The following is a 19,886-nucleotide window of genomic DNA, read 5'->3' as shown; positions in this document are numbered from 1 at the left end:
TTTGAAGGATGTTGCGAAGATCAGCCGCGGCGACGGCGGCGTGCCATGGCCAGCACTGCCAGGCCGGCGCCCAGCATGCCATAGGTGGCGGGCTCCGGTACCGGGGAAACTTCCACCGTCAGTGCCGTCTGCGTGACGGTGGCGTTGCCGATGCTGTCGAACCACAGGCCGGTGGAGAAGGCGACCGGGCTGAGCGGGTTCACTTCGGCGGACGTTTCGATGCCCGTCACGCGGAACTTGTCGACCGACTGGCCAAACTCGATGTGCTCGCCGCCCGCGACGTCGCCTGCGAACAGCTGCCATTCGCCGCCTTGCCACAGCCAGATGTCATAACGGCCATCGCCCACGCCCGGCAGCAGCGTCACGCCGTTGACGAGCGGACCGTTGCTGATCGCATAGTCGTAGCCAGTGGCAACGATCGGATCGATCCATACGGGGGTGCCTGTACCGACCGGGATATTCTCGAAGACCCAGCCGGCGGTACCGTCGTCGATATTGCCTGGCAGGATGGGGTTATAGGGCGCGCTGCCCGGCAGCTCCTCGGAGCGCACCTGGAAACGCCACACGCCGTCGGTGCCCACATTGCTGTCGTTGACCAGGCCCACCACGTTCTGGGTGCCCGAACCGATCAGCGAGTAGGAATTGGTGACAGCGCCGGCATTCCAGCCGGCCACCGCCGGCTGGCCGCCCACGCCGTTGCTGCCATCGCTCGCATCGCCCGTCGTCCACTGCAGCTGGCCATAACGGAACTCCATGTCGAAATCGCCGGCGCGACCACTGGTGGCCGACTGGTCACGCAGCACGAGCTGGAAAGTGTTCTGCTTGTCGTTATGCTGGTTGTAGTAACCGACCGTATCCCAGGTCACGACGACCGTCTTGCTGTCCGGGTTGGCCAGGTAGACGTTGTTCATGAACGGATTGGGCAGGTTGTCCACCTGGTTGCGGGTGTCCACGTCGGCCCAGTACGGAGCGATCATCGCGGCCTGGGAAATCGGGAACAGCGCCGGCGTGAAATCTTCCAGCGGGCCGGAGAACGAGATATTGCCGTTGTTATTGACCCAGTAATTGTTGTAGGCGTTGCCGAAGAAATTGATCTGGAACGGCAGTGCCAGGCGCTCGGAAGATTCGTCGTCGTTCGGTTCCATGATGCGAGTGCCGAAACCGCGGTCGCCGCCCAGGCCGGACAGCAGCGTATCGGCAGCAGCCGTACCCGATGCGCAGGCCGCGAACACCGCCATTGCGATAAGAGATTTTTTCATTGTATTCCCTGAGATGGTTTTGAAAACGCCGGGCCGCCGCGCGGCTGGCCAGCCTTCGGCGGCGCATTATCATACCGTCAACAGGAAATTATTATCAATAAATTATGGCAAAAATGTAATCAGATAGCGACACTCATTGTCGTGACGTTTATTTATCGGCTTATATGCGTGACATTTGCGTGAGATTCGCGCGGATCGGATGGATTCGCGCGAGATTGGCGTGAGATTCGTGTGACATTTGCGCTTATTTGCGGCCATCCGGCGTAAAGCCGGTCAGGGCAGCGCCAATGCCATACTCGGCATTGCCGGTGCTGTCATGCGGCTCGGGCCGGCGGCCATGTGAATCGCCATACCAGCGGCCCAGCAGGAACATGGCCGGTACGGTGAGCAGCCAGGCAAGGCCGCCGCAGGCAACAGCAATCGCGAGCGCGAGAATGGGCAGCGCCAGCCGCAGGGAATGCAATGGGATGCGGAACGTGGAAGACATGGAAATCCTTTCGGGGTGCTCTAGAGAAATTTTTGAATTCCCGAGTGTAGGAACCGAAAGGAGAACGTGCCCTGATCTGGCGCAAGGAATACGCGCCGGATTGTTGCTCAGGGCGCTTTTTTATCTTGCTCGATCAGCTTTGCCAGTTGCGATGCGCCACTGACCTGCTCGATCGTGACCACCTTGTCGAGCGGGATCGTCATCGTTTGGGGCCCGTGCCAGTCGTTTTTCTGGCGGCTGACGACGCGGTTGCCCTGCCGGCCATCGGGCGCGGTGAATGCCTGCACGTAGTAGACGTCTTCAAGTTGCAAATGGCGCGGGCCGACTTCGCGCAATACGCCGTAGAACATCTGACCGTTCTGCAACTGCACGCCGTAGCGCACGCCCAGCGGGCCGGGCGCGAAGGCCGGGTCGGATTGCTGTCGCCAGAAGAACAGCGCCAGCACCACCAGCGCCGCGGCGGCGATGGCAGCCACGAGCAAGGCGGTACCGGAGCGCCAGCCGGGAGTGGGAATACCGCCGGGCGTGAAGGCGGGGTTGGGCAGGTCGCGGTGATCGGTCATCGGCGCTCCGTGTGAGTGGCATGCGTTGATTCTAGCCCCCGCTCGCAAGCCTGTGCAATCGGTCAGGCAGAAATGCGGACGGCGCCCATGGGCGCCGTCTCGTTCGCATGACTACAACGACATCAGCCGCGCAGCGCGCTCGCCGCCTTGGCCAGCGCCGTGATGTGTGCCCAGTCGCCCGCCTTCATCGCATCCTTCGGCGTGAGCCACGAACCGCCCACGCAGGCCACGTTCTTCAGCGCCAGGAAGGCCGGCGCGTTTTCCTGCGAAATGCCGCCCGTGGGGCAGAACGTGATATCCGGCAGCGGCCCGCCGATACCGTTCAGCATGCCCACGCCGCCCGCCGGCACGGCCGGGAACAGCTTCAACTGCTTGAAGCCCTGTTCACGCGCCTTCATCACTTCGGACGGCGTCATCACGCCCGGCAGCAGCGGCAGGCCGGACGACTTGGCCGCGCCGATCAGCGCATCGGTCAAGCCTGGCGACACGCCGAACACGGCGCCCGCATCGCGCGCCGCGGCGAATTCCTCCGGCTGCGTCAGCGTGCCCACGCCGACGATCGCGCCTTCCACTTCGCTCATGGCGCGGATGGCGGCCAGGCCATGCTGCGTGCGCAGCGTGACTTCCAGCACGCGGATACCGCCCGCGACCAGCGCTTTCGCGAGGGGCACGGCGTGGTCGGGATCGTCGATCGCGATCACGGGGATCACGGCCGAGGTACGCATAATGTCGAGCAGGTTCATGTTTTACGCTTTCTTGGCAAGGAAATCTTCATCGGAACCGGGCACGGTATTGCCCACGTCGTCACCGCCATGCAGCTCGACGGTGGTATCGATCGGCGACGGCAGCGGGAACGTGGCCGCCCCCGCTTCCGCTGCCGACACGCTGTTGCGGAACATGGAGAACAGTTCGCGGCCCATGCCGATGTGGCTCGGCGTGAGGTCGGCCTGCGCCAGCGCGCGGCTGTGCCATACATCCGCCGGGACCCGGGCTTCGAACGTGCCGGTGACCGCGTCGACGGTGATGATGTCGCCGTCGCGCACCAGGCCCAGCGGGCCGCCGGCCAGCACTTCGGGCGACACGTGGATCGCCGCCGGCACCTTGCCCGACGCGCCGGACATGCGGCCATCGGTCACCAGCGCCACCTTGCGGCCGGCATCCTGCAGGTTGGCCAGCGCCGGCGTCAGCGCGTGCAGTTCCGGCATGCCATTGGCGCGCGGGCCCTGGAAGCGGAGCACGGCCACGAAGTCGCGATCGAGCTTGCCGGCCTTGTAGTCGGCCATGAAATCTTCCTGCGAATTGAACACCAGGGCCGGCGCTTCGACCGCGCGGTGTTCCGGCTTCACGGCCGACACTTTCATGATCGCGCGGCCCAGGTTGCCCTCGACCTTGACCATGCCGCCATCCTTCGAGAACGGCTCGGCGGCGGTGCGCACCACCTTGTCGTCGCCCGACACGAGCGGCGAATCCTTGAAGACGACGCCCTTGCCGCCTTCGGCCAGGAAAGGCTCCTTGCAGTGGTTGCGCAGGCCCTTGCCGAGGATCGTGGTCACGTCGTCGTGCAGCAGGCCGGCATCGAGCAGCTCGCGGATGACGAAGCCGGTGCCGCCGGCCGCGTGGAAGTGGTTCACGTCGGCTTCGCCGTTCGGGTAGATGCGCGCCAGCAGCGGCACCACGGCGGACAGGTCGTTGAAATCGTCCCAGTCGATCAGGATGCCGGCAGCGCGGGCGATGGCCGGCAGGTGCAGCGTGTGGTTGGTGGAACCGCCGGTGGCGAGCAGCGCCACGATCGCATTGACGATCGATTTTTCATCGACCACGTGGCCGATCGGGATGTATTCGTTGCCCAGTTCCGTGATCTGCGCCGCGCGCTGCGCCGCCGCGACGGTGAGCTGGTTGCGCAGTTCCGTGTAGGGCGTGATGAAGGCGGCGCCCGGCAGGTGCAGGCCCATCACCTCCATCAGCATCTGGTTGCTGTTCGCGGTGCCGTAGAAGGTACAGGTACCCGGGCCGTGATACGACTGCGATTCGCCTTCCAGCAGTTCCTCGCGGGTGGCCTTGCCCTGCGCGTAGCGCTGGCGGATCGCCGCTTTTTCCTTGTTCGACAGGCCGGACGTCATCGGGCCGGCCGGTACGAACACGGCCGGCAGGTGGCCGAAGTGCAGCGCGCCGATCACCAGGCCCGGCACGATCTTGTCGCACACGCCCAGGTACACCGCCGAGTCGAACATATTGTGCGACATGGCGATCGCGGTGCTCATGGCAATGGCGTCGCGCGAGAACAGCGACAGCTCCATGCCGGGCTGGCCCTGCGTTACCCCGTCGCACATGGCAGGCACGCCACCGGCGAACTGCGCCACCGCGCCCACTTCGCGCACCGCATCCTTGATGATGGGCGGGAAGTGCTCGAACGGCTGGTGCGCCGACAGCATGTCGTTATACGCCGAGACGATCGCCACGGACGGCTTTTGCACTTCCTTCAAGACCAGCTTGTCGTTGGGCGGGAATGCGGCAAAGCCATGGGCGAGGTTGGTGCAGGCGAGCGTGCTGCGCTGCGGGCGGCCCTTGATGCGGGCGGCTTCGAGATGCGCCAGGTAGGCGCCGCGCGACGGACGGCTGCGCTTGATGATCCGTGCAGTGACTTGTTCGAGGACTGGGTGCAAGGCCATTATGCTTCCTTATCGATGAATTCCCGAAATTTTACTACAGAAGGCTTGAGGCGTGCTGCCTGGCTGGTTTACGAGCGAAGTGATGGCCCGACACAAGGCATCGGTGCCCAGGGAAGATTGCCCGGATTTTACCGTTTTAAGTGCATCTAGTAGTGAAGTTACCGCCATTTCCTGTATAGTTCATCTATCCAAAACTGACACAGAAGTCCCATGCGCCAGCCACTGCTTACCACCACCGCCGCCTACCAGGCCCTGCAATCCCATGCTGCCGATGCCAAGGACTGGCACCTGCGCGATTTGTTCGCCGCCGAACCGCAGCGTTTTCCCACGCTGACGGTCGATGCCGCCGGCCTGTTCCTCGACTATTCAAAGAACCGCATTTCACAGCGCACCGTGGAATTGCTGACCGACCTGGCCCGCGAACGCGGGGTGGAAGGCCAGCGCGACGCCATGTTCTCTGGCGAGAAAATCAATCTTACCGAACAACGCAGCGTGCTGCATACGGCCCTGCGTATGCCGCGCGGAAAGCAGTTTGTCGTCGATGGCCAGGATATCAACGGCGACGTGCACGCGGTGCTCGACCGTATCAAGGCATTCACGGACCGCGTCCGTAACGGCAACTGGCTGGGCTACAGCGGCAAGCCGATCACCGATATCGTCAACATCGGCATCGGCGGCTCCGACCTGGGGCCGAAGATGGCCGTGCTGGCGCTGCGTTCCTATGCACACCCGCGCCTGAAGATGCACTTCGTCTCGAACGTGGATGGCCACGACATGGATGCGGTGCTGACGAACCTGAACCAGGAGACCACGCTGTTCATCGTGGCCTCGAAAACCTTCACCACCGCCGAAACGATGCTCAACGCGCAGACCGCGCGCCGCTGGTTCCTGTGCGAAGGCAAGGAAGAAGACCTGGCGCGGCATTTCGTGGCCGTGTCCACCAATACCGAAGCGGTCACGAAGTTCGGCATCGATCCGGACAACATGTTCCCGTTCTGGGACTGGGTGGGCGGCCGCTACTCGGTATGGTCGGCGATCGGCCTGTCCGTGGCGCTGGCCGTGGGCTTCGGCTACTTTGAAACGTTCCTCGCCGGTGCGCACGAGATGGACGAGCATTTCCGCACCGCGCCGCTGGAGCAGAACATGCCGGTACTGCTGGCATTGATCGGTTTCTGGAACCGGGAATTCATCGGCGCCTCGTCGCTGTCGATCGCACCGTACCACCAGGACCTGAACCGCTTCCCCGCCTACCTGCAGCAGCTGGACATGGAAAGCAACGGCAAGCGCGTGACCAAGGGCGGGCAGCCCGTCGATACCGCCACCTGCCCGGTGGTGTGGGGCGAGTGCGGCACGAATGCGCAGCATGCGTATTTCCAGCTGCTGCACCAGGGCACCGACATCGTGCCGATCGACTTCATCGCCGCGCTCCTGCCCACGCATGACCTGGCGGGCCACCACGATGCGCTGCTGGCCAACTGCTTCGCACAATCGGAAGCGTTCATGAAGGGCAAGACGGCCGAGGAAGTGCGCGCCGAACTGACCGCGCAAGGCCTGCCCGAAGCGAAGATCGACGAACTGGTACCGCACCGCACGTTCCCCGGCAACCGTCCGTCGAACACGATCCTGATGGAACACCTGACGCCGGCCACGCTCGGCGCGCTGATCGCGCTCTACGAACACAAGACGTTCGTGCAGGGCGTGCTGTGGGATATCGCCAGCTTCGACCAGTGGGGCGTGGAACTGGGCAAGGTGCTGGCGAAGAAAATCCAGGCCGAGCTCGAAGGCGACGTGGACCCGGCCGCGCACGACAGTTCCACGAACGGGCTGATCGTGATGGCCAAGGGAGCGAAGATCGAATGAGCGACGATCGAATGAACGACAGTAACGTCACCGTTGCCTTCGATGGCGCAATGCAGGTTGGCGAAGGCCCGTTGTGGCACGCGGGCGAGCAGGCACTGTACTGGGTGGACATCGATGGCCTTGCCGTACACCGGCTGCTCATCGATAGCGGCAACGGCAGCGGCGCGCACACGTCATGGATCATGACGAGCGAACCGTCGTCGCTGGCGCGCCATGCCGATGGCGGCCTCGTCGTCGCCACCCGCAACGGCTTCGTGCACCTCGACACAGGAGCAGGAAACGGCGCCGGCGCGATCTCCGACATTGCGCCCTCGCCGTTCGATCGCAGCAAAGCCCGCTTCAACGACGGCAAGCCCGATGCGGCGGGGCGTTTCTGGGTCGGCACGATCTATGAGCCGCGCGACCAGCCGGCCGCCGAGATGTACGTGCTGGAAAAGGGGCACGTCCGCCTGGCCTGGTCCGGTGGCATGACGAACTCGAATGGCCTCGCATTCAGCCCGGACAACCGCACGATGTACCACGCCGACACGACGTCGCATCGCATCACGCGCTACGACTTCGACCTGGCGGGCGGCACCGTGTCGAACGGGCGCGAACTGCGCCAGTTCTCGATGGACAAGGATAACGGCTATGGCGGCCGGCCCGATGGCGCGGCGGTCGACAGCGAAGGCAATTACTGGGTGGCCATGTTCGAAGGCGGGCGCATCGTGAAACTGTCGCCCTCCGGCGAAGAGCTCGATGCGATCGCGCTGCCGGTGCGTTGCCCCACCATGGTGGCGTTTGGCGGCACGGACCTGCGCACGCTGTACATCACCACCGCCGGCAAGCGCCCGGCGGCGGAACTGGCGCAGCATCCACTGTCGGGCCGCGTGCTGTCCGTGCGCGTGCCGGTGGCGGGGCTGGAGCAGCCGGCTTATCGTCCATAAGCCATCCATGAGCCTGCCGTGAAGCTGCAGGGTTGACGAATTTGTAGTATATTTTCGTCAAATCCTGCAATTCCGGTAGTAAGCTTTCAGCGGTGCGCAATTCGCCGCCTCATCAAGACCAATAGACACTATCCATCATGGCACTTTCCGATTTTGACCTGGTTCTGTTCGGCGGCAGCGGCGACCTTTCGATGCGCAAGCTGCTCCCTGCGATGTTCTCGCGCGACGTGTGCGGCGACCTGCCCCCGACCGCCCGTATCGTTTGCGTGGGCCGGCACGAGAACACCACGGAAGAATTCATCGACATGGTCAACACCACGTCGCGTCCGCATATCAAGACTCCCAAGGTCACCACCGAGAACTGGGAAAAATTCACGCGCCGCATCGTGTACGTGGCGGTGGACGCGGGCGACCCGTCCAGCTACGGTGGGCTGGCGGAGGCGCTGCGCACCGATGCGGGCCTGACCCGCGTGTACTACCTGGCCACGCCGCCGGCGCTGTTCGCGCAGATCTGCGACAACCTGAAGGAAAACGGCCTGGTCACGCCCGATTCGCGCGTGGTGCTGGAAAAGCCGCTGGGCCGCGACCTGGCCTCGGCCAAGCAGATCAACCGCGAAGTGGGCGAAGTGTTCGAGGAATCGCAGATCTACCGGATCGACCACTACCTGGGCAAGGAAACCGTGCAGAACCTGCTGGCGCTGCGCTTCGGTAACATCCTGTTCGAGCCGCTGTGGCGCCGCGAATGGATCTCGGACGTGCAGATCACCATCGCCGAAAAGCTGGGCGTGGGCAACCGAATCGGCTATTACGACACGTCGGGCGCGCTGCGCGACATGCTGCAGAACCACCTGCTGCAACTGCTGTGCATCGTGGCGATGGAACCGCCGGCATCGACATCGCCGGACGCCGTGCGCGACGCCAAGCTGCAAGTACTGCGCTCGCTGAAGCGTTTCACGCCCACCACCCTGGCGCAGAATATCGTGCGTGGCCAGTACCGCGCCGGCCACGTGGACGGCCAGGCGGTGCCGAGCTACCGCGACGAGCCGGACGCGCCGCAAGGATCGCGCACCGAGACCTTCGTGGCGATGAAGGCGGAGATCGACACGTGGCGCTGGGCCGGCGTGCCCTTCTACCTGCGCACCGGCAAGCGCATGGCCGATGGCCTGGCCGAGATCGTGGTGCGCTTCAAGCAGATTCCGCACTCGATCTTCCAGCAGCCAACGTCGAGCTTCCAGCCCAATTCGCTGGTGATCCGCCTGCAGCCCGACGAGGGCCTGCGCATGAACCTGATGGCGAAGACGCCGGGCGAAGGCATGCGCCTGAAGCCGGCCGAGCTGGAACTCGATTTCCGCGAATCGTTCAAGGCGCCGCGCATGGATGCCTACGAACGCCTGCTGCTCGACGTGCTGCGCGGCCAGCTCACGCTGTTCATGCGCGGCGACGAACTGGAAGCGGCCTGGGAATGGGTCGAGCCGATCCTGAACAACTGGGAGCAGGACGATACGGCACCGCTGCCCTATTCGTCGGGCACGTGGGGGCCGGCCGCCTCGTCCGCGCTGATCGGGCGGGATGGGCTGCAGTGGCGCGAAGAAGCGCTGCCAGAGGATTGAGGCGAGGGATAAAGACGCATGCTGCTTGATTCCATCCGCACCCAGCTCGATTCGCTGTCGAAATCCGAGCGCAAGGTGGCACTGGCCGTGCTCGACAATCCGTCGCGCACGGTGAGCTCGAACATCACGGCGCTGGCGAAAAGCGCCCAGGTGTCCGAACCAACCGTGGTGCGGTTCTGCCGCACGCTCGGCTACGACGGATGGCACGAGTTCAAGCTGAAACTGGCGCAGGGCCTGGCCGTGGCGCTGCCGGGCCTGAACGAGGCACCATCGCAGGACGATCTCGCGGCGGACCTGATCAACAAGATCTGCAGCCGGTCGATCAACACGCTGCTCGACCTGCGCAACAACCTGCACCACGAACCGGTGCAGCGCGCGCTGGATATCCTGTCGCTGGCCAACAAGATCGAGTTCTACGGCCAGGGCACGTCCGGCATCGTGGCGGCCGACGCCCAGCACAAGTTCTTCCGCTCGGGCGTGCCCACTGTCGCCTATTCCGATCCGGCCATCCACAACATCGCCGCCGCCCTGCTGCGCAAGGGCGACGCGCTGGTGGCCATCTCGCAGCGCGGCAACAGCCCGGCGCTGGTGCGCTCGGCGCAACTGGCGCGCGACGGCGGCGCCGACGTGATCGTGCTGGCGCCGTCCGGCACGCCGCTGGCCGACCTGGGCACCGTACTGATCCCGATCGACCTGATCTTCAACACCGACCCTTACACGCCGATCTCGGCGCGCCTTGCCTACCTCGTCGTCATCGACGTGCTGGCGGTCGGGCTGGCCTTGCAGCGCGGGCCGGAATTCCGGCGCAAGATGCAGAATGCGCAGAAGGCACTGCAGGAATTCGAAGTGCAATTCGATTCCTTTATCGGGTAGTTGCTCGGTACGAGCCACAAGCCGGCGCATTCATCAACCCCAACGGCAACACCCGGGGTCAGACCCGGCGGGTCTGACCCCAGCTCTTCGCCTCCGGGTCAAGAACATGCTTTGCCGGCCCGCCTGCCGACTGCCCGATCGCGGTTGCCACCTGCTCCGCCGTTGCCGCCGCCAGCGTCCAGCCCAGGTGCCCGTGTCCCGTGTTGTAGAACACGCGCGGCGCCTTCCCTCTTCCCACTTTCGGCAGCAGGTCCGGCATCATCGGGCGCAGGCCGGCCCACGGCTTCACGTCCGCCGTGTGCACGCCGGGGAATTCGCGGTGTACCCAGTCGACCAGGGGCCGGATGCGGTCGTGGCGGATATCGCGGTCGAAACCGCTGAATTCGGCGGTGCCGGCCACGCGGAAACGGTCCGCGCCGAAGCGGCTGGCCACCAGCTTGGGCGCGTCGTCGACGAGGCTGACGGTGGGCGCGGCGGCCCGGCTGGCGGCATCGCCCAGGTGCACGGTGATCGAGTAGCCCTTGACGGGATAGACGTCGATCCGGTCGCCCGCCATCCTGCCGAGCGCGCGGCTGGCGGTGCCGGCGCAGATGACGACCGCATCGAAGCGCTGCACATCCGTTTCGCCACCGTGTCGCAACGTGAGCGAAACGCCGCCGTCGCCTCCGAGTCCTTCCTGCGTCAGCGCCAGCACATCGCGCTCGCACAGCAATTGCACGCCGCGGCGCACGCATGCCGACGCGAGGCCGGCGGTGAAGCGGTGGATGTCGCCGCTGCTGTCCGTGTCCGTGTAGCAGCCGCCGTAGTAATCACCGCCCAGCGCCGGTTCGATGGCGCGCATTTCCGCTGGCGTGACATGCCGGCGGACCAGCCCCGCTTCGGCCAGCAAGCGCGACACCTGCCGCGCGTGTTCGAAGCCCGCCTTGTCGCGGTAGAGGTGGAGGATGCCTTCACGGCGCAGGTCGAAGTCGATGCCCTCTTCCTCCGCCCACGCGAACAGGTGTTCGCGCGCCGCGACCGCCATGCGCGCCAGCGCCACCGTGTTGTCGCGGTAACGGGGAATCGCCGCCACGAACCTGGCCAGCCAGGACACCTTGTGCCACGTGGGTGCCGGATGCAGCAACAGCGGCGCATCGGGCTGCGTCATCCATTTCAGGCCCTTGCGCAGCGTGGACGGATGATTCCACACCTCCGCATGCGACGCCGACAACTGGCCGCCGTTGGCATACGACGTTTCCATCGCCGGATAGCGATGCCGCTCGACGATTGTGACCGAAAAGCCACGCCGCGCCAGCGCGTAGGCCGTGGTGACACCGGTAACGCCGGCGCCGATGACTGCGATGTGTTTCATGTTGAACGGGCATGTGCAGGGTGGCGCAAGGATACCCCACTTGCCTATATATTTCCAAAAACCGGGGTCAGACCCCGATTTTTGGAAATGTTTCCTCAGATCGGGGTCTGACCCCGGTTTTGAGAAACGAATTCGCCGGGGACTATTCGGTACAATGGCGCTTTTTCCCCATTCGCCTGGCTCAGTCATGAATCAACTCGAACAGCTCAAGCAGTACACCAAGGTCGTTGCCGATACCGGCGATTTCCAGTCGATCAAGGCTTATACGCCGCGCGACGCCACCACCAACCCGTCGCTGATCCTGAAGGCGGTGCAAAAGGATGAGTACAAGCCGCTGCTGGAAAAAGCCGTGCGCGACAATCCGCATGCTTCCACCGGCGAAGTGATCGACCGGCTGCTGATCGCCTTTGGCGGCGAGATCCTGAAGATCGTTTCCGGCCGCGTGTCCACCGAGATCGATGCGCGCCTGTCGTTCGACGTGGAAGCCAACGTGGCCAAGGGCCGTGAACTGATCGACCTGTACGAGCGCGCCGGCTTTGACCGCGAGCGCGTGCTGATCAAGATCGCGTCCACCTGGGAAGGCATCAAGGCAGCCGAGATCCTGGAAAAGGAAATGATCCACACCAACCTCACGCTGCTGTTCTCGCTGCCGCAGGCCATCGCCTGCGCCGAGGCGGGCGTGCAGCTGATCTCGCCGTTCGTCGGTCGCATCTACGACTGGTACAAGAAACAGACCGGCATCGAGTACGAAGGCGCGGAAGATCCGGGCGTGCAGTCGGTGAAGAAGATCTATAACTATTTCCGCAAGTTCGGCTACGAGACCGAAGTGATGGGCGCCAGCTTCCGCAACACGAGCCAGATCCTGGAACTGGCCGGCTGCGACCTGCTGACCATCAGCCCGGACCTGCTGCAGAAGCTCGCCGATTCGAACGAGCCGGTCGAGCGCAAGCTCACCGCCGACAGTGCCGGCGCAATGGCCAAGATTTCCGTCGACGAGAAAACCTTCCGCTTCATGCTCAACGAAGATGCGATGGCCACCGAGAAGCTGGCCGAGGGCATCCGTGCCTTCTGCGCCGATTCGGGCAAGCTGAAGCAGATCATTTCCGGCATGCGCTGATCGCCAGGCCGCACCGTCGCTATCGAAAAGGGAGCTTCGGCTCCCTTTTCTTTTGAACGGCTTGTGCGAAAACGTTATTCAACCGTTATAAAATAACTATCGCACCTCCTCCGCAGCCCTGCCGTCCTTTCGCGAGACATATCCATGAGTCATGTCGCACGTAGCACGCATGTCGCCGTCCTGTCGCTGTCCCTGCTGGCCGCGTGCGGCAAGAAGGAAGAAGCTCCCCCCGCCCCGCCCCCACCCACCGTCTCGGTCATCACCGTGTCGGCCGCCGCCGTGCCCGTGACGGATGAGCTGCCGGGCCGCGTCGAGGCATTCCGCGTGGCGCAGGTGCGGGCGCGCACGCCGGGGATCGTGCTGAAGCGGGTATTCGAGGAAGGCTCGGACGTGAAAGCGGGCCAGGTGCTCTTCCGCATCGATCCGGCCGAATTCCAGGCCGGCTTCGCCAGCGCCCAGGCGGCCGTGCAGAAGGCCGAGGCGAACCTGGCGCAGGCGAACCTGCGCGAAAAGCGCTACAAGCCGCTGCTGGCCGCGCAGGCCGTCAGTCAGCAGGAATACGACGATGCGGTGACGGCGCAAAAGCAGGCCGCCGCCGACCTGGCCACGGCGAAGGCGGCGCGCCAGACCGCCGGGCTCACGCTGGGCTACGCGACCGTGACGGCGCCGATCTCCGGTCGCGTGGGCCGCGCGCTGGTGACCGAGGGCGCACTGGTGGGGCAAGGCGAAGCGACGCCGATGGCACTGGTGCAGCAGCTCGATCCGATCTATGTGACGGTGACGCAGTCGGCCACCGAGCTCCAGCAACTGCGCCAGGCGCTGGCCAGCGGCCGGCTGAAGAGCGTGGGCAGGGACGAGGCACGCGTGACGCTGCTGCTGGACACCGGCGAGGAGTACCAGGGTGCGGGCAAGCTGCTGTTCTCGGATGCGTCCGTCGACGAGAGCACGGGCACCGTCTCGCTGCGCGCCCGGTTCCCGAATCCGAAAGGCGCGCTGCTGCCGGGCATGTATGTGCGGGCGCGGCTTGAGCAAGGCATCAACGAAGCCGCGATCACGGTCCCGCAACAGGCCATCGTGCGCGGTGCCGAAGGTGCCTCGGTGATGATCGTGGGCGCGGACAACAAGGTGGTCGCCCAGCCCGTGAAGGCGGAAGCGTCGATCAATAACAGGTGGGTCGTCAGCGAAGGCCTGAAAGGCGGCGAACGCATCATCGTCGAAGGCTTCCAGAAAGCCAAGCCGGGATCGCCCGTCAAGCCGCAGCAGTGGCAGCCCGCGCAAGCCACGCCAGCCGGTGCGCCCGGCGGTACTTCAAACGCAGCGCCCGCCGCCAAGGGGGCCTGATGCCACGCTTCTTCATCGACCGGCCCGTGTTCGCATGGGTGATCGCGCTGTTCATCCTGTTGGGCGGCGCGCTGGCGATCACCGTGCTGCCGGTGGCCCAGTATCCCACCATCGCACCGCCATCGATCGTGGTGACCGCGAACTACCCCGGCGCCACCGCGCAGGTGCTCGACGATGCCGTGACCAGCGTGATCGAGCAGGAGATGAACGGCGCCGAAGGCCTGCAGTACGTGGAGTCCGAGAGCAATGCGGCCGGCGGCGTGACGATCACCGTGACATTCCAGCCGGGCACCAACCCGGACATCGCGGCGGTGGACGTGCAGAACCGCATCAAGCGCGTGGAGTCGCGCCTGCCGCTGGCCGTTACGCAGCAGGGGGTGCAGGTCAACAAGTCGCGCTCGAACATCCTGATGTTCGTGGGCGTGTACTCGACGGACGGCCGGATGGACCCGACCGCGATCGGCGACTACATGGCGCGCAACGTCGTCAACGAGATCAAGCGCATCCCGGGCGTGGGCCAGGCGCAGCTGTTCGGTTCCGAGCGCGCGCTGCGCGTATGGGTCGACCCGAACAAGCTCACCGGCTTCAAGCTGAACATGGGCGACGTGACGGCGGCGATCCGCGCGCAGAACGCCCAGGTCACGTCCGGCACGATCGGTGACCTGCCGAATCCCACGACGCAAACCTACCAGGCGCCGGTGGTGGTGACCGGGCAGCTGACGTCGATCGCGCAATTCTCGAAAATCGTGCTGCGTGCCAATCCCGATGGCTCCACCGTGCGCCTGGGCGACGTGGCCCGCCTCGAGTTGGGCGGCTCCACCTACAACATCAGTGCCCGGCTGAACGGGCAGCCGTTCGTGGCGATCGCCGTGCAGCAGTCGCTGACGGGCAATGCACTGGCAACGGCAAACCTGGTGAAAGCCAAGATGGACGAGCTGCAGAAGTTCTTCCCGCCCGGCCTGAAATACACGGTGCCCTACGATACGTCGACGTTCGTGAAGATCTCCATCGAGGAGGTGGTCAAGACGCTGCTCGAAGCAGTGCTGCTCGTGTTCATCGTGATGTACGTGTTCCTGCAGAACTTCCGCTACACGATCATTCCGACGATCGTGGTGCCGGTGGCGCTGATGGGCACCTTCGCCGTGATGCAGCTGGCCGGCTTCTCGATCAACGTGCTGACGATGTTCGGCATGGTGCTGGCGATCGGCATCCTGGTCGACGATGCGATCGTCGTCGTCGAGAACGTCGAGCGCATCATGAGCGAGGAAGGCCTGTCGCCGCGCGACGCCACCCGCAAGGCGATGACGCAGATCACCGGCGCGATCATCGGCATCACGCTGGTGCTGATCGCCGTGTTCGTGCCGATGGCCGCGTTTGGCGGCGCTGTGGGCGCGATCTACCGCCAGTTTTCGCTGTCGATGGTGGCGGCGATGGCGTTTTCCGCGCTGATGGCGCTGACCTTGACGCCGGCGCTGTGCGCCACGATGCTGAAACCCGTCGAAAAAGGCCACCATGTGGAAAAGCGCGGCTTCTTCGGCTGGTTCAACCGCATGTTCGCAAAGACGGCCACGCGCTACCAGGGGGCCGTGGCGAAGATCCTCGCCAGCACCGGCCGCTACATGCTGGTGTTCGCCGTGCTGCTGGCTCTCGTGGCATGGCTTTACGTGCGGCTGCCATCGTCGTTCCTGCCGAACGAGGACCAGGGCTACATCATCACCAACGTGCAGCTCCCGCCGGGCGCGTCGCGCTCGCGCACGGACGCGGTGCTGGCGAAAGTGGATGCCTATTTCCGCCAGCAGCCCGAAGTGGCCCGCACGATCGCCGTGGCGGGTTTTTCATTCTCCGGCAACGGCCAGAACGCGGGCCTCGTGTTCGTGCCGCTGAAGGACTGGGGCGAACGGGGCAAGGACCAGTCGGCCGATGCGCTGGCCGGGCGCGCGCTCGGCGCGCTCTCGGGCATTCCGGACGCCATCGTGTTCCCCCTGTCGCCGCCGCCGATCCGCGAGCTGGGCAACGCCACCGGTATCACGGCGCGGCTGCAGGATCGCAGTTCGCTGGGCCACGCGGCGCTCATCGATGCCCGCAACCAGCTGCTGGGCATGGCCGGCAAGAGCGCGATCCTGCAGGGCGTGCGGCCCGAAGGGCTGGAAGACGCGCCACAGCTGCAGGTCGATATCGACCGCGAAAAGGCGCAGGCGCTGGGCCTCTCGTTCGCCGACATCAACACCACGCTGTCCGCCGGCCTGGGTTCGTCATACGTGAACGATTTCAACAGCGACAACCGCCAGCAGCGCGTGATCGTGCAGGCCGACCAGAACCGCCGCATGCAGCCGGAAGATATCCTGCGCCTGAACGTGCGTTCCGGAACCAGCGGCAATATGGTGCCGTTCTCCGCCTTCGCCACCACCCGCTGGATCAATGGCCCGGTGCAGCTGGTGCGCTACAACGGCTATCCGGCGATCCGCCTGACAGGCAATGCCGCGCCAGGCTACAGCTCCGGTGAGGCGATGGCCGAGCTGGAACGGCTGGCGGCCCAGCTGCCGCCGGGTTTCGGCATCGACTGGACGGGGCAATCGCTGGAAGAGCGCACCTCCGGTTCGCAGGCGCCGATGCTGTTCGCGCTGTCGCTGCTCGCGGCGTTCCTCGTGCTGGCGGCGCTGTATGAAAGTGAATCGATTCCGATCGCCGTGCTGCTGGTGGTGCCGCTGGGCGTGCTCGGCGCCCTGCTCGGCGCCCACCTGCGCGACCTGCCGAACGACGTGTACTTCAAGGTGGGCCTGATCGCCATCATCGGCCTGTCGGCGAAGAACGCGATCCTGATCATCGAATTCGCCAAGGACCTGCAGGCGCAGGGCAAGGGGCTGATCGAAGCCACGCTGGAGGCGGTGCACCTGCGTTTTCGGCCCATCATCATGACGTCGCTGGCGTTCATCCTCGGCGTGCTGCCGCTGGTGGTCGCCAACGGCGCGGGGTCGGCCAGCCAGCGCGCGATCGGCACCGGCGTGATGGGCGGCATGATCACCGCCACCGTGCTGGCCGTGTTCCTCGTGCCGGTATTCTTCGTCGTGATCCGCCGTATCTTCAAGGGCAGCGAGCGGCAACGCCGTCTCGCCGCGCATGAAATGGACCTTCCGGAGACGAAACCATGAAACTGTCGAACACGGTGGGCATGATGCTGGCAGCCGGCATGCTGTCGGCCTGCTCGCTGGCGCCGAAGTACGAGCGCCCGGCCGCGCCGGTGGCCGCCGATTTTCCCGTCAACCCGCCGGCCGCGGACGGTAAGGCCCTGCCGCAACCTCCCGCCGACGCGAAGAGCGCCGTCGATACGGGCTGGCGCGAATTCTTTCCCGACGCCCGCCTGCAGGCGCTGATCGCCACGGCGCTGGACAACAACCGCGACCTGCGCACCGCGGCGCTGCGCATCGAGGAAGCGCGCGCCACGTACCGCGTGACGCGCGCGGACCGGCTGCCGAACCTGAACGCCGCTTTGTCCGGCACACGCGCACGCACGCCGGGCTTCCTGAACCCGGCGGCCGGACAGGGAACGGTGTCGGAACGCTTCGATGCCGGCCTGTCGATTCCCGCGTTCGAGCTGGATTTCTTCGGCCGGGTGCGCAGCCTGTCCGAGGCGGCACTGGCGGCCTACCTTGCCACCGACGAGGCGCGCCAGGCGGCGCAGATCAGCATCGTGGCGGAAGTGGCCAAGGCCTATTTCACCGAGCGCGCGTTTGCCGAGCAGCTGGCGCTGGCGCAGCGCACGTACGACGCCCGCCGCCGCACGTATGAATTGACGCGGCAGCGGCTGGATGCGGGCGCCTCGTCGCTGCTCGACCTGCGCTCGAACGAAACGCTGATGGAAACGGCACGCGCGTCGGCGCTGGCGCTGGCCCGGCAGCGGGCGCAGGCCGCCAATGCGCTGGCCTTGCTGGTGGGCGCGCCCTCGGCGCAGGCCACGGCGGATGCCGGCGCACTGATCGACGATGCGCGGATCGACGCGATGAGCGCCCTCCCCCCCGGGCTGCCGTCGGACCTGCTGGCGCGCCGGCCGGACATCCGCGCCGCCGAACAGCGCCTGCTGGCGGCGAACGCCAACATCGGCGCCGCCCGCGCCGCGTTCTTCCCGCGCATCTCGCTGACAGCGGCGATCGGCAGCGCCAGCCCCGAGTTCTCGCAACTGTTCGACGGCGGCAACGACACCTGGTCGTTCGTGCCGCAACTGACCCTGCCGATCTTTTCCGCCGGTCGCAACAGCGCCAACCTCGACCTGGCCCAGGTGCGCAAGAACATCGCCGTCACCGATTACGAAAAGACGATCCAGACGGCGTTCCGTGAAGTGGCTGACGCGCTGGCCGCGCGCAGCTACCTGGGCGACCAGGTGGCTGCGCAGCGGGCGATCCAGGATGCCCAGGCCGAACGGCTGCGCCTGCTCAACTTGCGCTTCGAGAACGGCGTGGCCAGTTCGCTGGACGTGCTCGACGCCCAGCGCGAACTGTTCGCGGCCGAGCAGGAGCTCGTGCAGGCGCGGCTGCTGCGCACCACGAGTGCGATCGATCTTTATCGGGTGCTGGGGGGCGGGCTGCGGTAGCCCAAAACCGGTGTTAAAACCGGTGACAGACACCGGTTTTTTGGAAATATTTCCCGAAAACCGGTGACAGACACCGATTTTCCTGGAATGTTCCAGAATAATGGGTGTCTGTCACCGGTTTTTCTTTTTCTTATGGACTCACCCATCACCATTCGCCTTGGCGCACGCGCGCGCCAGCGCATCGCGGCCGAAGGTCTGCAACCGGCCGACATCGCCATCATTCCCGCTGCCGCCGGTGGGCCGAAAGGCCTCATCCTGAACGGCATCGACACCTGGCTGTTCGGCGACTGGCTGCCGCGGGCGCCGCGGGAACGGCGGCTGGTCGGTGCGTCGATCGGGGCATGGCGCATGGCCGCGGGGGCATTCGCCGATCCCGTGGCCGCCCATAAGCGACTCGCTTACCACTACACGCACCAGACCTATCCGGCGAAAGTCGACGCAGCCTACGTAACCCGCACGGTGCGCGGCCTGCTTGAAGAGGTACTCGGCGGGCATGGCGATGAAGTGCTCGCGCATCCGCATCACCGGCTGAACGTAATCACCGCGCGCGGCATTGGGCCGCTGGCCAATGCGGGCGGCGTGCGCTGGCGCGAGATGGCGGGTTTCGTTCGCGCCGCGGCGGGCAACGCGGTATCGCGCAGCCGGCTGGCGGGCGCGATGGAGCGCGTGCTGTTTCACGACGTGCGCGATGAAGGCGGCTGGCTGCGCGAGCGCTTCGATGCGTTCGCCTCGCATTTCGTGGGCCTGGAAGCGGGCAACCTGCGCGATGCGCTGCTCGCCTCCGGTTCGATCCCGCTCGTGCTGGAAGCGGTGCGCGACATCCACGGCGCCCCGCCCGGCACCTACTGGGACGGCGGGTTGATCGATTACCAGCTGCACCTGCCCTACCAGCGCGATGCCGGCCTTGTGCTGTACCCGCACTTCACCGACCACATCGTGCCCGGCTGGCTGGACAAGTCGCTGCCATGGCGCCGCGCACGCGGGCAATCCGGCCACCTCGCCCTCGACAATCTCGTGCTGGTCAGCCCTTCGCCATCGTTCGTGGCCCGGCTGCCGAACCGCAAGCTGCCGGACCGGAACGACTTCAAGCATTACGGACAGGACCACGCCGCCCGCATCCGCGACTGGACTCACGCGATCAGCGTAAGCGGGCGGATGGCGGAAGCGCTGGCCAGGTGGGTGGAGAAGCCGGACCTCAAGCAGGCATCCAGCTTCTAGCCGCTACAGCCCAGCTCCTGTCCACCT

Annotated in this window: 15 protein-coding genes; 9 read left to right on the top strand and 6 right to left on the bottom strand. The window is 65.4% G+C overall.

Annotation, left to right across the window (positions count from 1 at the left end; translation table 11 throughout):
* Positions 1-20: 20 nt before the first annotated feature.
* The 5 genes from EWM63_RS32435 to edd all read right to left on the bottom strand — a co-directional run bounded on the left by EWM63_RS32435 (position 21) and on the right by edd (position 4,978).
* Positions 21-1,259 (bottom strand): nidogen-like domain-containing protein, encoded by a 1,239-nt coding sequence (locus tag EWM63_RS32435; protein ID WP_130187998.1) that lies wholly within the window; start codon positions 1,257-1,259, stop codon positions 21-23.
* Positions 1,260-1,503: 244 nt separating this feature from the next.
* Positions 1,504-1,746: a hypothetical protein gene (locus EWM63_RS19340; protein WP_130187997.1), complete on the bottom strand. Its 243-nt coding sequence runs from the start codon at positions 1,744-1,746 to the stop codon at positions 1,504-1,506.
* 107 nt (positions 1,747-1,853) lie between these two features.
* Positions 1,854-2,309 (bottom strand): hypothetical protein, encoded by a 456-nt coding sequence (locus EWM63_RS19335; protein WP_130187996.1) that lies wholly within the window; start codon positions 2,307-2,309, stop codon positions 1,854-1,856.
* Positions 2,310-2,431: 122 nt separating this feature from the next.
* Positions 2,432-3,052 (bottom strand): bifunctional 4-hydroxy-2-oxoglutarate aldolase/2-dehydro-3-deoxy-phosphogluconate aldolase, encoded by a 621-nt coding sequence (gene eda, locus EWM63_RS19330; protein WP_130187995.1) that lies wholly within the window; start codon positions 3,050-3,052, stop codon positions 2,432-2,434.
* A 3-nt stretch (positions 3,053-3,055) separates the two neighbouring features.
* Positions 3,056-4,978: a phosphogluconate dehydratase gene (gene edd, locus EWM63_RS19325; RefSeq protein WP_130187994.1), complete on the bottom strand. Its 1,923-nt coding sequence runs from the start codon at positions 4,976-4,978 to the stop codon at positions 3,056-3,058.
* 210 nt (positions 4,979-5,188) lie between these two features.
* Between edd and pgi the strand changes: the two genes are divergently transcribed.
* The 4 genes from pgi (at position 5,189) to EWM63_RS19305 (ending at position 10,247) form a co-directional block, all read left to right on the top strand.
* Positions 5,189-6,838 (top strand): glucose-6-phosphate isomerase, encoded by a 1,650-nt coding sequence (gene pgi / locus EWM63_RS19320; RefSeq protein WP_130187993.1) that lies wholly within the window; start codon positions 5,189-5,191, stop codon positions 6,836-6,838.
* Between the two features lie 11 nt (positions 6,839-6,849).
* Positions 6,850-7,764: an SMP-30/gluconolactonase/LRE family protein gene (locus tag EWM63_RS19315; RefSeq protein ID WP_130190481.1), complete on the top strand. Its 915-nt coding sequence runs from the start codon at positions 6,850-6,852 to the stop codon at positions 7,762-7,764.
* Positions 7,765-7,901: 137 nt separating this feature from the next.
* Positions 7,902-9,374 (top strand): glucose-6-phosphate dehydrogenase, encoded by a 1,473-nt coding sequence (zwf, locus tag EWM63_RS19310; RefSeq protein ID WP_130187992.1) that lies wholly within the window; start codon positions 7,902-7,904, stop codon positions 9,372-9,374.
* A gap of 18 nt (positions 9,375-9,392) precedes the next feature.
* A complete protein-coding gene (locus EWM63_RS19305) occupies positions 9,393-10,247 on the top strand; it encodes an SIS domain-containing protein (protein ID WP_130187991.1) in 855 nt (284 codons plus the stop codon).
* 58 nt (positions 10,248-10,305) lie between these two features.
* Here EWM63_RS19305 and EWM63_RS19300 read toward each other — a convergent pair whose 3' ends face one another.
* Positions 10,306-11,598 (bottom strand): D-amino acid dehydrogenase, encoded by a 1,293-nt coding sequence (locus EWM63_RS19300; protein ID WP_130187990.1) that lies wholly within the window; start codon positions 11,596-11,598, stop codon positions 10,306-10,308.
* A 187-nt stretch (positions 11,599-11,785) separates the two neighbouring features.
* Here EWM63_RS19300 and tal point away from each other — a divergent pair, with 187 nt between their 5' ends.
* From tal to EWM63_RS19275, 5 genes are all read left to right on the top strand, one after another.
* Positions 11,786-12,715: a transaldolase gene (tal, locus tag EWM63_RS19295; protein WP_130187989.1), complete on the top strand. Its 930-nt coding sequence runs from the start codon at positions 11,786-11,788 to the stop codon at positions 12,713-12,715.
* Positions 12,716-12,859: 144 nt separating this feature from the next.
* Entirely contained in the window at positions 12,860-14,056 is a 1,197-nt protein-coding gene (locus tag EWM63_RS19290; protein ID WP_130187988.1) for an efflux RND transporter periplasmic adaptor subunit, read from the top strand.
* Complete coding sequence (locus EWM63_RS19285) at positions 14,056-17,205, top strand: efflux RND transporter permease subunit (RefSeq protein ID WP_130187987.1); 3,150 nt, start codon at positions 14,056-14,058, stop codon at positions 17,203-17,205. The genes EWM63_RS19290 and EWM63_RS19285 overlap by 1 nt, the downstream gene beginning before the upstream one ends.
* Positions 17,202-18,641, top strand: coding sequence for an efflux transporter outer membrane subunit (locus EWM63_RS19280; RefSeq protein ID WP_130187986.1), 1,440 nt, complete (start codon positions 17,202-17,204; stop codon positions 18,639-18,641). Before EWM63_RS19285 ends, EWM63_RS19280 begins: the two co-directional genes overlap by 4 nt.
* A 132-nt stretch (positions 18,642-18,773) precedes the next feature.
* On the top strand, positions 18,774-19,859 hold the full coding sequence (locus EWM63_RS19275; RefSeq protein ID WP_130187985.1) for a patatin-like phospholipase family protein: 1,086 nt from the start codon (positions 18,774-18,776) through the stop codon (positions 19,857-19,859).
* The last annotated feature ends 27 nt before the right edge of the window (positions 19,860-19,886 follow it).

This window comes from Pseudoduganella lutea, from assembly GCF_004209755.1.
GTDB lineage: Bacteria > Pseudomonadota > Gammaproteobacteria > Burkholderiales > Burkholderiaceae_D > Rugamonas > Rugamonas lutea.
Note: the sequence above shows the minus strand (reverse complement) of the source record. Positions and strands in the feature narration are given on the sequence as shown.